Origin of the sequence: Acidovorax sp. ACV02 (assembly GCF_014851475.1) — a bacterium.
Lineage (GTDB): Bacteria > Pseudomonadota > Gammaproteobacteria > Burkholderiales > Burkholderiaceae_C > Acidovorax > Acidovorax delafieldii.
The window spans coordinates 363,404-377,488 of the sequence record NZ_JACUZU010000006.1; the positions used below are offsets into that span (position 1 = coordinate 363,404).

The 14,085-nt window shown below is 62.3% G+C and carries 12 protein-coding genes and 2 riboswitches; of the genes, 6 read left to right on the forward strand and 6 right to left on the reverse strand.

What is annotated here, in order from left to right:
• Nucleotides 1–39 precede the first annotated feature (39 nt).
• From IB236_RS16475 to IB236_RS16500, 6 genes are all read right to left on the reverse strand, one after another.
• Nucleotides 40–1,338, reverse strand: a complete 1,299-nt coding sequence (locus tag IB236_RS16475; protein ID WP_192421486.1) for a TRAP transporter large permease — start codon at nucleotides 1,336–1,338, stop codon at nucleotides 40–42.
• Nucleotides 1,339–1,359: 21 nt separating this feature from the next.
• Nucleotides 1,360–1,869: a TRAP transporter small permease gene (locus IB236_RS16480; protein ID WP_121943069.1), complete on the reverse strand. Its 510-nt coding sequence runs from the start codon at nucleotides 1,867–1,869 to the stop codon at nucleotides 1,360–1,362.
• A gap of 111 nt (nucleotides 1,870–1,980) precedes the next feature.
• Nucleotides 1,981–2,946, reverse strand: coding sequence for a TRAP transporter substrate-binding protein (locus IB236_RS16485; protein ID WP_056067704.1), 966 nt, complete (start codon nucleotides 2,944–2,946; stop codon nucleotides 1,981–1,983).
• Between the two features lie 25 nt (nucleotides 2,947–2,971).
• Nucleotides 2,972–3,766, reverse strand: a complete 795-nt coding sequence (locus IB236_RS16490; protein ID WP_192421525.1) for a putative hydro-lyase — start codon at nucleotides 3,764–3,766, stop codon at nucleotides 2,972–2,974.
• A 305-nt stretch (nucleotides 3,767–4,071) separates the two neighbouring features.
• Nucleotides 4,072–4,983 (reverse strand): LysR family transcriptional regulator, encoded by a 912-nt coding sequence (locus tag IB236_RS16495; RefSeq protein ID WP_192421487.1) that lies wholly within the window; start codon nucleotides 4,981–4,983, stop codon nucleotides 4,072–4,074.
• A gap of 253 nt (nucleotides 4,984–5,236) precedes the next feature.
• Nucleotides 5,237–5,695, reverse strand: a complete 459-nt coding sequence (locus IB236_RS16500) for an Lrp/AsnC family transcriptional regulator (RefSeq protein ID WP_056067700.1) — start codon at nucleotides 5,693–5,695, stop codon at nucleotides 5,237–5,239.
• Between the two features lie 447 nt (nucleotides 5,696–6,142).
• On the opposite strand from IB236_RS16500, the gene IB236_RS16505 reads away from it, so the two are divergent.
• The 6 genes from IB236_RS16505 (at nucleotide 6,143) to gcvP (ending at nucleotide 13,920) form a co-directional block, all read left to right on the forward strand.
• Nucleotides 6,143–7,114, forward strand: coding sequence for a TRAP transporter substrate-binding protein (locus IB236_RS16505; RefSeq protein WP_056067699.1), 972 nt, complete (start codon nucleotides 6,143–6,145; stop codon nucleotides 7,112–7,114).
• 125 nt (nucleotides 7,115–7,239) lie between these two features.
• Nucleotides 7,240–7,734 carry a TRAP transporter small permease gene (locus tag IB236_RS16510; RefSeq protein WP_056067696.1) on the forward strand — a complete coding sequence of 165 codons (495 nt, stop codon included), beginning with the start codon at nucleotides 7,240–7,242 and terminating at the stop codon, nucleotides 7,732–7,734.
• Nucleotides 7,731–9,008: a TRAP transporter large permease gene (locus IB236_RS16515; protein WP_116749688.1), complete on the forward strand. Its 1,278-nt coding sequence runs from the start codon at nucleotides 7,731–7,733 to the stop codon at nucleotides 9,006–9,008. Before IB236_RS16510 ends, IB236_RS16515 begins: the two co-directional genes overlap by 4 nt.
• 5 nt (nucleotides 9,009–9,013) lie before the next feature.
• Nucleotides 9,014–9,119: riboswitch (glycine riboswitch) on the forward strand.
• Between the two features lie 13 nt (nucleotides 9,120–9,132).
• A riboswitch (glycine riboswitch) is annotated at nucleotides 9,133–9,263 on the forward strand.
• Nucleotides 9,264–9,312: 49 nt separating this feature from the next.
• Nucleotides 9,313–10,455 carry a glycine cleavage system aminomethyltransferase GcvT gene (gcvT, locus tag IB236_RS16520; protein ID WP_192421488.1) on the forward strand — a complete coding sequence of 381 codons (1,143 nt, stop codon included), beginning with the start codon at nucleotides 9,313–9,315 and terminating at the stop codon, nucleotides 10,453–10,455.
• Between the two features lie 87 nt (nucleotides 10,456–10,542).
• Nucleotides 10,543–10,917, forward strand: a complete 375-nt coding sequence (gcvH, locus tag IB236_RS16525) for a glycine cleavage system protein GcvH (RefSeq protein WP_056067689.1) — start codon at nucleotides 10,543–10,545, stop codon at nucleotides 10,915–10,917.
• A 114-nt stretch (nucleotides 10,918–11,031) separates the two neighbouring features.
• Nucleotides 11,032–13,920, forward strand: coding sequence for an aminomethyl-transferring glycine dehydrogenase (gene gcvP / locus IB236_RS16530; RefSeq protein ID WP_192421489.1), 2,889 nt, complete (start codon nucleotides 11,032–11,034; stop codon nucleotides 13,918–13,920).
• Nucleotides 13,921–14,085: the final 165 nt, after the last annotated feature.

The window sequence follows — 14,085 nt, forward strand, 5'->3', positions numbered from 1 at the left end:
GAACTCCTGCGCGTACGTTTCAGGCGTGGGTGCTGGGGGTCAGCCCTGCATCTGGCGTGGCAGCCAGAGCACGACATCGGGCACGAAGTACGTCATCACGACGGCCACGATCATCAGAGCGAACAGAGGCAGCGCCGTGCGTGCAATCCAGGTCACTTCGCGCCGCGTCATGCCCTGCAACACGAAGAGGTTGAAGCCCACAGGCGGCGTGATCTGCGCCATCTCGACCACCAGCACGATGAAGATGCCGAACCACACCAGGTCAAAGCCTGCGGCCTCCACCGTGGGCAGCAACACCGCGATGGTCAGCACCACCATGGAGATGCCGTCCAGGAAGCAGCCCAGCACAATGAAGAACACGATGAGCAGCAGCATCAGCGCAAAGGGCGACAGGTGCAGCGCGCCGATGAACTCGGCCAGGTGCCGCGGCAGGCCAATGAAGCCCATGGCCAGAGTGAGGAACGCGGCACCCGCCAGGATGAGGCCGATCATGCAGTACACGCGGCAGGCGGCGACCAGCCCTTCCTTGAAGCGCTCCCAGTTCAGCGAGCCCTCGATCTTGGCCAGGATCAGCGACCCGGCCACACCGAGCGCGGCAGCTTCGGTGGCGGTGGCAATGCCGCTGTAGATGGCGCCCAGCACCACGACGATGAGCGACACGACGGGAATCAGGTGGCGGGAGGCATACAGCTTTTGCACAAAGCTGAGGCGCGCGTCAGGCGCGGGCACCTTGTCTTTGTTGAACAGGGCCCACACGATGATGTAGCCCATGAACAGCGCAGCCAGCATCAGCCCCGGAATCACCCCTGCCAGGAACAGCTTGGAGATCGAAACGTTGGCCGCCACGCCATAGACGATCATGATGATCGACGGCGGAATCAACAGACCCAGGGTGCCCGCACCAGCCAGCGTGCCCACGGAGATATCTTCGGGATAGCCGCGCTGCTTGAGTTCAGGCAAGGTGATCTTGCCGATGGTGGCGCAGGTAGCGGCCGACGAGCCCGAGATTGCGGCAAAGATGGTGCAGCCCACCACATTCACATGCAAAAGGCGGCCTGGTAGGCGCTCCAGCCACGGCGCCAAGCCCTTGAACATGCTGCTTGACAGCTTGCTGCGGAAAAGGATCTCGCCCATCCACAAAAACAGCGGCAGAGCCGTCAGCGTCCAGCTGGAGGTAGACCCCCAGATGGTCAGCATCATGCTGTCGCCCACCGGACGGTTGGTAAAAAACTCCATGCCGACCAAGGCCACTGCCAGCAGTGACAGGCCGATCCACAGGCCCGATCCGAGCACTGCAAACAGCACCACGATCAGACCCAAAGCAATGATGACGTCCATGATGAGTTCTCCTGGATCGGGTTATTCGGAACGGGCTGCTTCGGACACAGCCATGAACGCAACACCCTGGAAGCGCAGCACCAGCGCATGGGCAAACGCCAGCGCAAAACCAATACAGCCCATGGCCATGCTGATCTGAGGAATCCACAGCGGCGAGGCGTCGGCTGCCGGCGAGATGTCGTGGGTGACGTAGGAGATCCATACCGATCGCACGGCATAGCAGGCGATGTACACGGACAACACCAGCGCACTGACCAGGCAGAACCACTCGAAGGCACTGCGCCAGCGGGCGGGCAGCCTGTCCAGGATGAGCGTCACACGGATGTGATCGCCGTTTTGTAGCGTGCTGGGCAGCGCAAAGAACAAGGCGGCGGCAATGGCGTAGCCCGCGTATGCGTCGAGTCCGTCGATGTTGAGGTGGATGACTTCGCGGGCAAAAACGCCCAGCGTGACTGCGCCGAACGCGGCCAGCATCGACAGGCCGGACAGCAGCATCAGCAGCCTGTAGAAATTTCGGACGAGTTTGTCCATGGCGTACTCCTGTAACGCTTGAAAAAGAGGGGGATCGGTAACGAGATTGCGGGGGTAGCGCGCGGTGCGCTACCCGGCCCCGTGGGGGCCTTCAGACACGTTCAGACACGACTACTTCTTGCGGTAGGCGTCGATGATGGCCTGCCCTTCGGCCCCGGCCGATTTCACCCAGTCGGCAGTCATGGATTCGCCGATACTGGCCAGCTCCTTCTTGATGGTGTCGCTGGGCTCGGCCACTGTCATGCCCTTGGCCGACAGCTCCTTGATGAATTCCTTGTCCACACGCTCGCTGGTGGCCCAGCCGCGTTCTTCGGCGGCAGCTGCAGCTTTGAGCACAGCGTCCTGCAGGGGCTTGTCGAGGGCATCAAAGGCCTTCTGATTCACCACCGTGGCATTGCGCGGCAGCCATGCGCTGACGGGGTAGAAGTACTTGACCTGTTCGTACAGCTTGGACTCCACGCCGCTGGCGCTCGATGTCAGAAAGTTCTGCACCGTGTTGGTCGCCAGGGCCTGGCCCAGCTCCGACAGCTGGATCGTCACGGGCTGCGCCTTGAGCAGCTGGGCAATGCGCGTGGTGGCAGGGTTGTAGGCGCGCATCTTGGTGCCCGCAAAGTCTGCGGGCGTGCTCACCGGCTTGAGCGAATACAGCGACTGGCCGGGCCATGGCACCGAGAACAGCACCTTCACGCCCTGTGCGGCGAGCAGCTTCTCTTGCGCGGGCTTGGCGGCCAGGTACAGACGCTTGGACTCTGCATAGGTGGTCGCCAGGAAAGGGATAGAGTCCACCCCAAACAACGGGTTCTCGTTGGTGGCGCCCGACAGGATGAACTCTGCCGAAGGCACCTGCCCGGTCTGCACCGCACGCTTGATCTCGTTGGCCTTGTACAGCGAACCACCGGGGTGCAGGGTGATCTTGAGCTTGCCGCCAGTGAGCTTGTCCACTTCATCGGCGAACTGCTGCACGTTTTGCGTCTGGAAGCTGTTGGCACCGTAGCCGGTGGGCAGGTCCCACTTGACCTGGGCCTGGGCCGCACACACGCTGAGGACAGCCGTCATACACAGTGCAAATTTTTTCATGGGGAGACTCCTGGGGGTAAGCCGCTTAGAAGCTGGCGAGTTGGTGGTTAAGAAGATCGGTGACCAGCATGCAACCCGGGGCGTGGGTGATGCAGAAGGCCGGCTGGGCATTGAGGATGGCCGATTGCGGTGTCACGCCGCAGGCCCAGAAAACAGGGATCTCACCGGGCATCAGCGCCACGGCATCCCCGTAGTCGGGATGGGCCAGATCGGCGATGCCGATGAGTGCCGGGTCTCCGATATGCACAGGCGCGCCATGCACATTGGGAAACCGCGAGGTGACCTGCACGGCCCGAATCACATCTGCTGCAGGCATGGGACGCATGGTCACCACCATGGGGCCACCGAAGGGGCCCGCCGGCTCGGTTTGCACATTGGTGCGGAACATGGCTACGTTCTTGCCTTCCTCGACGTGGCGCAGGCGGATGCCTGCCTCGATCAATGCGGACTCGAACGAGAACGAGCAACCGAGAACGAAGGTGACCAAGTCAGAGCGCCAGAGGCTGGCGATGTCCGCCACCTCTTCCGACATTTCACCGTGACGCCAGATGCGATATAGCGGTACATCGCTGCGAATGTCGATGCCCTTGCCCAGTGAAGGCAAGGTGAACTGTCCGGGCTCGCTGACCGCCAGCACAGGGCAAGGCTTGGGGTTGCGTTGACAGAACCGGAGGAAGTCACTGGCAAGCACCTCGGGGAGGATGACCACGTTGCCCTGGACATGGCCATCCGCGAGACCACTGGTATGCGATGTCCACAGGCCCTTGCGGATGGTGTCACGGACATGGATCGGGTTACTGGCACCTTCGGAACCAAACACCGCGAGCGAATTTTCTTGAACGAAGTCCACCGTTTTTCCTTGCATTGAGAAATGTCAATTGCATGACGTTGGGCAGATTGTGTTGGGCGGTGATAGCCCCTGGCAAATTCAAAAAATTTCTATCAGCTCATCGATTTTTTTCATGCACTTCATTGGGGAGAGTCGAACCAACTTGGTGCCGAGGGAAAACCCTGGGAGGGAATTTACGGGTAAACCCTGACACCAACGAATCCCTGGATTGCAAGAAAAAATGGCATGCGCCGCGCACACCCGACAGGGTGCACCGAAGCTTTTTGACGAAAGGCTCAGCCCTTGCGAGGGCGGCGGGCTGGCGCGGGCTGTTGCTGCTCAATGAAGTCCAGCGCCGACCGCACCACGGCCTCCATGGCGGGTGACGAGGGGTCTTCGCGGTAGCTCACATGGATGGGCAGCGGCCGCAGTGCGGTGTCGCAAGCCAGTGCACGCAGGTCGGGGAACGCGAGCAGGCGCTGCACTGCCAGGCGCGGCAGCGTGGCCACACCAAAGCCGCCCTGTACCAGCTGCACCATCGCAGAAATCGACGAGATGGTGTGCACGCAACGCGGCTCTACCTGGGCCTGGCGCAGCGTATCGAGAAGGGACACGTGCGGCTGAGAGCCACGCTGAAACGTCAGGATGTCAGCGCCTGCAAAGTCTTCCAGCGCATAGCGGCGCTTGCGGTGCGTCTTGCTGTTGCCCACGAACACCATCTCCATGGGTGTCACCGCCTGGCTGCGGATGCCATCCGCCGATGCAGGCAGCGCTGCAAACACCGCGTCCAGCGTGCCCCGGCGAATCTGGTCGAGCAACACAGGTGTGGTTTCCACCGTCAGCTCCAGCTCCAGCAGTGGGTTGTCCTTGCGCAGCTGTTCCACCCACGGAATGAGCCACGAGTGCAAGACCGATTCGATGGCCCCCAGGCGGATCGACACCTCCAACGGGCCGCCTGATCCCATCTCGGACTTGAGCTGGCGTTGCAGCTCCAGCATGCGCTTGGCATACACCAGGAACCGGGCACCGGCCACCGTGAGCTTGAAGTGCTTGTCACGCCGGTCCAGCAACAGCACGCCCAGCTCCTCTTCGAGTGCGGAGATGCGGCTGGACATCGCGGACTGGGTCAGGAAAAGCTTCTCGGCGGCGCGTGTCACGCTCTTGAGAGAGGCCACCCAGTAAAAGGCTTCGACAAAACGCAGGTTCATGGTGTTTTTCGGAAGGGCTGGGTGTGCCTGTGTACCAACGGCTTTGCGCACTGCCCAGACGGGCGCACTGTGATGGTGCGCGGTGTCGGAATCCACATGCCTTTTTCCGGCAAACACCGCGCTGTAAAAGCCATTGTGCCGTCGCATTTCAAGGACACAACGCAGAACTGCTCGCAGTGGGGGCGCAGGCTAAAAGTGCGTTGCCAGTTTTCTGCAAGGAACCTGTGGCGTCTTGCCACGCCACACCACCGGCCTACCCGGTGAACAAGGGCAGGTCTGCCTTCTTCAAGGTCCGCAGCACAAAGCTGGAGCGGCTGTGCCGTATGCCTTTGATCTTGTAGAGCTTCTCGCGCAGCAGGCGCTCGTAATCGCGGGTGTCCTTGACGACGATGCGCAGCAGGTAGTCGTAGTCACCGGAGACCAGGTGCGCCTCGATCACTTCGGGAATGCTTGCCAGTGTCTCGCCAAACTTTTCGAGCGTGTTGTCGGAGTGGCTGTCGAGCGTGACCTGCACCAGCACCGTGTCGGCCAGGTCCAGCGACTGGGGGTTGATGCGCACCGTGTAGCCCTGGATGACACCGGCCTCTTCCATCTTTTTGATGCGCCCCCAGCAGGGCGACGGGCTCAAGCCCACGGCCTGCCCTATCTCTTGCAGGCTGGCGCGAGCGTTGGCCTGCAAGACAGCGAGAATTTTTCTATCCAGTCGATCCATCGGCCGGATTATTCAGTAAATCATGCGAATGCAGAAAATTATTCTGCACATTCAGCGAAATGCACCAAGTTCAGCAAATTCATCTGCAACACCCGGCGCATACTTCTTCCATCAAGGCGCTCTTACCGGAGCGCACAAATTGACAAGGCCCCGGCTGGTTACCGCCAGCACGGGGCCCTTGGCATTCCACATGCCTCCCCAGATTGAATAGCCGCTTGCATCCGTCGGCGGCATGCGTCCTGTGTACGAACCTCGGCGCCCCATTCCAAAGAGGTGTCGCCAATGCAACTGCAAACGCGGGGTTGACCAGTTGATAAGCACGCTTACCAGCACAAACCCGGATGCCTGCGGCCATGCTGCACCGCCATAATTTGACTGAGGCCAGGGGTGGCTCTGCAAGGAGCCCAAGTGCCCCGTTCCCCTGCCCCAACATCAACAGGAGACACCATGCAATTGACCAAACTCGTCGTTGGACTGAGCCTTGCGCTCGGCTTTGTGGCCACCGCTGCTGCGCAGACCACTATGCGCATCAGCATCTCGACGGCCCAGAACTCCCACCAGGGTGTAGCCATCGACACGTTTGCCAAAGAGGTCGAAAAACGCACAGGGGGCCGTTACAAGGTACAGACCTTCTACAACGGTGCACTGGGTGGCGAGCGAGAGTCGATTGAAGCGGTGCAGCTGGGGACACAAGAGCTGGCGTTCAGTTCTACAGGCCCAGTGCCCAACTTTGTGCCTGAGACCAAGATCCTGGATGTCCCCTTCCTGTTCCGCGACAAGGCCCATGCACGCGCGGTGCTGGATGGACCCATCGGCCAGGACCTGCTGTCCAAGTTTGACGCCAAGGGTTTCAAGGCGCTGGCATGGGCCGAGAACGGCTTCCGCCACATGACCAACAGCAAGCGCGACGTGAAAGAGCCCGGCGACCTGAAGGGCCTGAAGATGCGCACGATGGAGAACCCCGTGCACATCGCCGCCTATAAGGGCTTCGGCATCATCACCACGCCCATGGCCTTCCCTGAAGTGTTCACGGCGCTGCAACAAGGCACGGTGGACGGTCAGGAGAACCCGCTGTCCGTCATCATCTCGGCCAAGTTCGATCAGGTGCAAAAGCACCTCACGCTCACCGGCCACGTGTACTCGCCCTGCATCTTCGTGATGAACAAGGCAGCTTTCGACAAGCTCTCGGCGGCGGACAAGCAGGCCTTCATCGATGCCGCGAAAGAAGGCACCAAGGCCAACCGTGCACGCGTGGACGAAGACGACGCCAAGGGCGTGGCCGACCTCCGCGCCAAGGGCATGACCGTGATCGACAACGTGGACAAGGCCAAGTTTGTGGCGGCACTGGCCCCCGTCAACGCCGAGTTTGAAAAGCAGTTCGGCAAGGCTGCCATCGACAAGATCCGCGACGTCAAATAATCCTGTTCATTGCTATTACCTTTGTAGCTGATAACGCCCGTAGCCATTGCGCTATCGGGCGTTTTTATTCTTGAACGATCGATGGTTCTGATCACCTCCCACCTACCCATGGTTGGCACCGCCCCATGAAAAACGCTTTTCTTACCTTTGAGCGATGGACCACCTTCATCGCCATGCTGGGCGCTTGCGCCATGCTGACCCTGGCTTCGGCCCTGGGCATGTTCCAGATCGTGACTCGCTTTGTGCTGGAGCAGCCTGCTGAATGGACCGAAGTGCTCATCCGCTTCAGCCTGATCTGGATGGTGTTCCTGGCCATTCCGGCCGCGTTTCGCCAGGGCGCGATGGTGAGTGTGGACGTGCTGTACCGCTGGAGTCCGCCGCGCATCAAACGGGTGCTGGACTGGGTGGTCGCACTGGCAGCCCTGGTCCTCATCGGCATCATCATCTGGTATGGCTGGGACTATGCACGCCGGGGCGGCGTGCAAAGCATGGCCGGGCTGGAATCCGTGTCCATGTTCTGGGCTTACCTCGCCATGCCTGTGGGTGGCCTTTTTTGTGTGGTCGGCATCATCGGCAACCTCATTGATCCCCTGCGTATGGAACTGGAGACTGCTCAATGAGTTTGGTCATGATTTCAACGATGGTGCTGTGCTTTGCACTCACCGTCTCAGTGGCTGTGTCCATCGGTTTGGCTTCCATCCTGGGCATCCAGGCCTCCAATGCGAACATGCTCATCTCCGTCAAGGAGATGTTCGGAGCCATCAACAAGTTTCCTTTGGCCGCCATCCCCTTCTTTATCCTCGCGGGCAACCTGATGGAAACTGGCGGCATCTCGCGCCGTCTGGTGGAGTTTGCCAAGAGCATCGTCGGCGGCGTGCAGGGCGGCCTGCCCATGACCTGTGTGCTGACCTGCATGATCTTTGCGGCCGTTTCGGGCTCGTCGGTCGCCACCACGTTTGCGATTGGCGCCATCCTGATTCCTGCGCTCATCAAGCACGGCTACCCCACGAGTTACGCCGCTGCTCTACAGGCCACCAGTGCCGAGCTGGGCGTGATCATCCCGCCTTCCATCCCGATGATCCTGTACGGCGTGAGTGCCGAGGTGTCGATTGGTGAGCTGTTCATCGCGGGCTTCGGCCCCGGGCTGCTGATCAGCGGTGCACTGATGCTGTTTGTCTGGCTGTACTGCAAGTACAAGGGCTGGGGCAAAAACGACGGCGATGGGCGCATGCCCTTTGGCAAAGCCACGCTGCAGGCGGGCTGGGCATTGCTGATGCCCGTGATCATCCTCGGCGGCATTTATGGCGGTGTGTTCACCCCCACCGAGGCATCGGCCGTTGCAGTGTTCTATGCCTTGATTGTGGGTGTCGTGATCTACCGCGAGATCAAGCTCAAGGACCTGTTCGCCATCCTGCGCAAGTCGGCCATCTCATCGGCAGTGATCATGTTCATCATTGCCAACGCAGGGCTGTTTGCGTTCCTCATCACGCGGGCTGGCGTGCCAGACGCGATTGGCAGGTGGCTGGAGGCCGTGCTGCAGTCCCCCGCCCTCTTCCTGCTGGGCGTGAACGCTGCGCTGTTCGTGATTGGCATGTTCATCGAGACCAGCGCGGCGATCATTGTGCTGGCCCCCATCTTGGCGCCCGTGGCCATGCACTTCGGTATTGATCCTGTGCACTTCGGTCTCATCATGGTGGTGAACCTGGCACTTGGAATGATCACGCCGCCTTTTGGAGTGAACCTGTTCGCAGCCTGCACGGTGGCCAGAATCTCTCTGGACCGGATCATCAAGCACCTGCTTCCCTTTGTGGGAGTGATTCTGGTGTGCCTGATGATCATCACCTATGTGCCATCGATCTCGCTGGCACTTCGGGATCTTGTCTACGCAAAGTAGTTAGAATCGCCGGGTCAGGAGAGAGTGCTCCGTCTTGTCCTCAGGACGCGCAGCACCGCCGAAGGCGCAGGCACCCGCCGAACGCTCAGGCAAAAGGACTGACAACCGCCCGCAGCGATGCGGGCGTTCCCTTGCTGGAGAGAGATGGCCCCACAGTAAAAACCTGTGTGCAGGCCATCCACCGAAGGAGCAAACCGCACGGCCAGCCAGGGCGCTGCGGTGAATCTCTCAGGTAAAGCGGACAGCAGGGCAAATCCCGTGACCACGTTGATGGTCGCGGCCCCCATTTGCCCCGGAGTCCGCTATGTCAGCCACCGCCCCCCTGCTCACTACGCCCCTGAACGCCCTGCACATCGAGCTGGGTGCCCGCATGGTGCCTTTTGCAGGCTATTCCATGCCCGTGCAGTACCCCGCAGGCCTGATGGCCGAGCATGTGCACACCCGCACCGCAGCCGGCCTGTTTGACGTGTCGCACATGGGCCAGCTCAAGCTTGTCGGCGCTGACGCTGCTGCGGCGTTTGAAACCCTGGTGCCCGTGGACGTGATCGACCTGCCCGTGGGCAAACAGCGCTACGGCCTGCTGCTCACCGATGAGGGGACCATCATCGACGACCTGATGTTCTTCAACCAGGGCGTGGAGGATGGCGAACCCACCCTGTTTGTCATCGTCAACGGCGCCTGCAAGGTCGGCGACATTGCCCATATCCAAACCCGCATTGGCCAGCGCTGCAAGGTGGTGCCCATGCCGGACCACGCCCTGCTGGCGCTGCAGGGCCCACAGGCCGCCGTCGCCCTCACCCGCCTCGCGCCCGGCGTGGAGAAGCTGGTGTTCATGACCGGTGGAGCATTCAACATTGCTGGCTGCGACTGCTTTGTGACCCGCAGCGGCTACACCGGCGAGGACGGTTTTGAAATCTCCGTGCCCGCCGCGCAGGCCGAAACGCTCGCCCGCGCCCTGCTGGCCCAGCCCGAGGTCAAGCCCATCGGCCTGGGCGCTCGCAACTCGCTGCGCCTGGAGGCTGGCTTGTGCCTGTATGGCAATGACATCGACACCAGCACCACGCCATCCGAGGCCGCACTGAACTGGGCGATCCAGAAGGTCCGCCGCACCGGCGGCGTGCGTGCGGGTGGCTTCCCGGGCGCCGACAAGGTGCTGGCGCAAATCGACAACCCTGCCAGCCTTTCCGCCAAGCGCGTGGGCCTGGTGGCACTGGAGCGTGTGCCGGTGCGCGAACACACCGAACTGCAAAGCACGGACGGCCAAAAGATTGGCGAGGTCACCAGCGGCCTGCTGGGGCCCACCGTGAACGAACCCGTGGCGATGGGGTACGTCACGCCCGCCTTTGCAGCCATCGGCACCCGCGTCAACGCCATCGTGCGCGGCAAGGTGGTGCCCATGGAAGTGCGCGCCATGCCGTTTGTTCCCGCCAACTACTACCGCGGCTGATTTCGCCAGGCGCATCGACCGGACTGCGCCCGCACCCGCTTACATTGCAGATTCCTTTACTTTTTTCCTTTGCTTGAGGAGCTTCCCATGACGATCAAATTCTCCAAAGACCACGAGTGGATCAACGCCGCTGATGCCAACGCCTCGGTGGTGGGTATCACCGTCCACGCGCAAGACGCGCTGGGCGACGTGGTGTTTGTGGACCTGCCCGAAGTGGGCAAGAGCTTTGCCCAGGGCGAAGTGGCCGGCGTCGTCGAATCCGTGAAAGCCGCCGCCGATGTGTACATGCCCGTCACCGGCGAAGTGGTGGAAGTGAACGAAGCCCTGCGCGCCGACCCGTCGCTGGCCAACAGCGACCCGCTGGGCGCTGGCTGGTTCTTCAAGGTCAAGCTGGCCGACGCGAGCCAGCTCGACGCTTTGCTGGACGAAGCCACATACACCGAGTTCGCCAAGAACGCCTGATCCCTGCCAACTGAGAGGGCATGGCGCCGGGCCATGCCCGGCACGCCGCCCTGCTGGGTGCGAGCCCTCTCCCCGGCAACGCCCCCAACCCGCTGCGACCTACGAGACTGCCCCATGCTGATGCAATCCGCCACCCCCCTTGGCGCGCTTGAAAACGCCACCGAATTCCTGCCACGCCACATCGGCATCGACGCGGCCGACGAAGCGCACATGCTGTCGGTGATCGGCGAGGCCTCACGCCGTGCGCTCATCGAATCCATCGTGCCGCGCTCCATTGCACGCAGCCGGGGCATGGACCTGCCTGCGCCGCTCACCGAAGCGGCCGCATTGGCAGAACTCAAGGCCATCGCGGGCAAGAATCAGCTGCTCAAGAGCTTCATCGGCCAGGGCTACTACGGCACGCATACGCCTGGCGTCATCCTGCGCAACATTCTGGAGAACCCCGCCTGGTACACCGCCTACACGCCCTACCAGGCCGAAATCTCCCAAGGCCGCATGGAGGCCCTGGTCAACTTCCAGACCATGGTGTGCGACCTGACGGGCATGCCGATTGCCAACGCATCCATGCTGGACGAAGCCACCGCCGCCGCCGAAGCCATGACGCTGGCGAAGCGCTCGGTCAAGAGCAAGAGCAACGTGTTTGTGGTTGCAGGCGACGCGCACCCGCAAACCATCGAAGTCATCCAGACCCGCGCCAAGCCCCTGGGCCTGGAAGTGCGCCTGGCCAATTCGGCCGAGGAATGGAACACCCTGCTGGACGGCGATTACTTTGCCGTGCTGGCCCAGTACCCCGCCACCAGCGGCCGCATTGACGACCTGCGCGCTGACGTGGAAAAAACGCATGCCAAGCAGGCCGCCTTCATCGTGGCGGCCGACCTGCTGGCGCTGACGCTCATCACCCCGCCCGGTGAACAAGGTGCCGACATCGTGGTGGGCACCACCCAGCGTTTTGGCATGCCCATGGGCGCCGGTGGCCCCCACGCCGCCTACATGGCCTGCCGCGACGAATACAAGCGCAGCCTTCCCGGCCGCCTGGTGGGTGTGAGCGTGGACGTGCATGGCAAACCTGCCTACCGGCTGGCGTTGCAAACCCGCGAACAGCACATCCGCCGCGAAAAGGCCACATCCAACATCTGTACGGCCCAGGTGCTGCCCGCCGTGATCGCCAGCATGTATGCCGTGTACCACGGCCCCGAAGGACTCAAGCGCATCGCACAGCGTGTGGCCAGCTACACCGCCATCCTCACGCAAGGGCTGCAGCAGCTGGGTGCGCCTGTGCGTGCACAGGCCACGTTCGACACCGTGAGCCTGCACACCCAGGGCGCTACACAATCCATAGCAACCAAGGCAATCAGCCTGGGCGCCAACCTGCGGATTTACTTTGAAGAGTACCTGTGCATCTCGCTGGACGAGACCACCACGCGCGCCGACATCGAGCTGCTTTGGAAGATCTTCGCCAAGGACGGCCAGGCGCTGCCCACCTTCGATGCGTTTGAAAAGGGCGTGGAGCCGCTGATCCCCACCGAGCTGCGCCGCACCAGCAGCTACCTCGCACACCCCGTCTTCAACACCCACCATTCCGAAACCGGCATGCTGCGCTACATCCGCCAGCTGTCCGACAAGGACCTGGCACTGGACCGCAGCATGATCCCGCTGGGCTCGTGCACCATGAAGCTCAACGCCACCAGCGAGATGATCCCCATCACCTGGCCCGAGTTTGCCAACGTGCACCCCTTCGCCCCCGCTGACCAGCAACAGGGCTACAAGCAGCTGGACGAGCAACTGCGCGCCTGGCTGTGCCAGGCCACGGGCTATGCAGGCATCAGCCTGCAACCCAACGCAGGCTCGCAAGGCGAATACGCCGGCCTGCTGGCCATCAAGGGGTACCACGAATCGCGTGGCGAAGGCCACCGCAATATCTGCCTGATCCCCAGCAGTGCCCACGGTACCAACCCCGCCAGTGCCCAGATGGTGGGCATGCAAGTGGTGGTGACCGCCTGCGATGCCAACGGCAACGTGGACCTGGTGGACCTGAAAGCCAAGTGCGAACAGCACAGCGCCAACCTGGCCGCTGTGATGATCACCTACCCCAGCACGCACGGCGTGTTCGAGACCAGCGTCAAAGAGCTGTGCGCCCTGGTGCACAGCCACGGCGGCCGCGTGTACGTGGACGGTGCCAACATGAACGCCCTGGTGGGCGTTGCGGCCCCCGGCGAGTTCGGCGGTGACGTGAGCCACCTGAACCTGCACAAGACCTTCTGCATTCCCCACGGCGGTGGCGGCCCCGGCGTGGGCCCCGTGTGCGTGGTGCAGGACCTGGTGCCCTTCCTGCCGGGCCATGCCACGGCGGGCGTGCCTGGTGGCGTGGGTGCCGTCAGTGCCGCGCCGCTGGGCAACGCAGCCGTGCTGCCCATCAGCTGGATGTACATCCGCATGATGGGCGCCGAAGGCCTGCAGGCCGCTACCGAGACCGCCATCCTGAGCGCCAACTACATCAGCGCGCGCCTCAAGGACCACTACCCCACGCTGTACGCGAGCGAGAACGGCCATGTGGCACACGAGTGCATCCTGGACCTGCGCAGCCTGAAGGACACCAGCGGCGTGATGGCCGAAGACGTGGCCAAGCGCCTGATTGACTACGGCTTCCACGCGCCCACGCTGAGCTTCCCGGTGCCCAACACGCTGATGGTGGAGCCTACCGAGAGCGAAACCCTGTCCGAGCTGGACCGCTTCATCGACGCGATGATCGCCATCCGCGAAGAGATTCGCCAGATCGAAGCAGGCAAGCTGCCGCAGGACAACAACCCGCTCAAGAACGCCCCGCACACCGCAGAAAGCCTGCTGAGCGGCGAGTGGAACCGCCCCTACACCCGCGAGGCAGCTGCCTACCCCGTGGCTGCGCTGCGCAGCAACAAATACTGGTCGCCAGTGGGCCGCGTGGACAACGTGTGGGGTGACCGCAACCTGAGCTGCAGCTGCATCCCGGTGAGCGACTACGCCTGACCCTGCAGCGAAGGCCGCGGCGGCATGGTCTGCCGCCACAGCCCTTGCTCTTGCAAGCCCTGGAGCCCGCTCGCCCAGGGCTTTTTTCGTTGGGGGCCCGTACAGGCAGGTGCAGGAACACGCATAAGATCGCGGGCTGCGTTGTGATTCACCCTTTTAGGAGCC

Excerpts from the sequence above, each read along its gene's own strand:
- IB236_RS16480 (WP_121943069.1), bottom strand. The coding sequence starts at position 1,869 with ATGGACAAACTCGTCCGAAATTTCTACAGGCTGCTGATGCTGCTGTCC.
- gcvT (WP_192421488.1), top strand. The coding sequence starts at position 9,313 with ATGTCAGCCACCGCCCCCCTGCTCACTACGCCCCTGAACGCCCTGCAC.
- IB236_RS16510 (WP_056067696.1), top strand. The coding sequence starts at position 7,240 with ATGAAAAACGCTTTTCTTACCTTTGAGCGATGGACCACCTTCATCGCC.
- gcvH (WP_056067689.1), top strand. The coding sequence starts at position 10,543 with ATGACGATCAAATTCTCCAAAGACCACGAGTGGATCAACGCCGCTGAT.
- IB236_RS16475 (WP_192421486.1), bottom strand. The coding sequence starts at position 1,338 with ATGGACGTCATCATTGCTTTGGGTCTGATCGTGGTGCTGTTTGCAGTG.
- IB236_RS16495 (WP_192421487.1), bottom strand. The coding sequence starts at position 4,983 with ATGAACCTGCGTTTTGTCGAAGCCTTTTACTGGGTGGCCTCTCTCAAG.
- IB236_RS16515 (WP_116749688.1), top strand. The coding sequence starts at position 7,731 with ATGAGTTTGGTCATGATTTCAACGATGGTGCTGTGCTTTGCACTCACC.
- IB236_RS16505 (WP_056067699.1), top strand. The coding sequence starts at position 6,143 with ATGCAATTGACCAAACTCGTCGTTGGACTGAGCCTTGCGCTCGGCTTT.
- IB236_RS16485 (WP_056067704.1), bottom strand. The coding sequence starts at position 2,946 with ATGAAAAAATTTGCACTGTGTATGACGGCTGTCCTCAGCGTGTGTGCG.
- IB236_RS16500 (WP_056067700.1), bottom strand. The coding sequence starts at position 5,695 with ATGGATCGACTGGATAGAAAAATTCTCGCTGTCTTGCAGGCCAACGCT.
- gcvP (WP_192421489.1), top strand. The coding sequence starts at position 11,032 with ATGCTGATGCAATCCGCCACCCCCCTTGGCGCGCTTGAAAACGCCACC.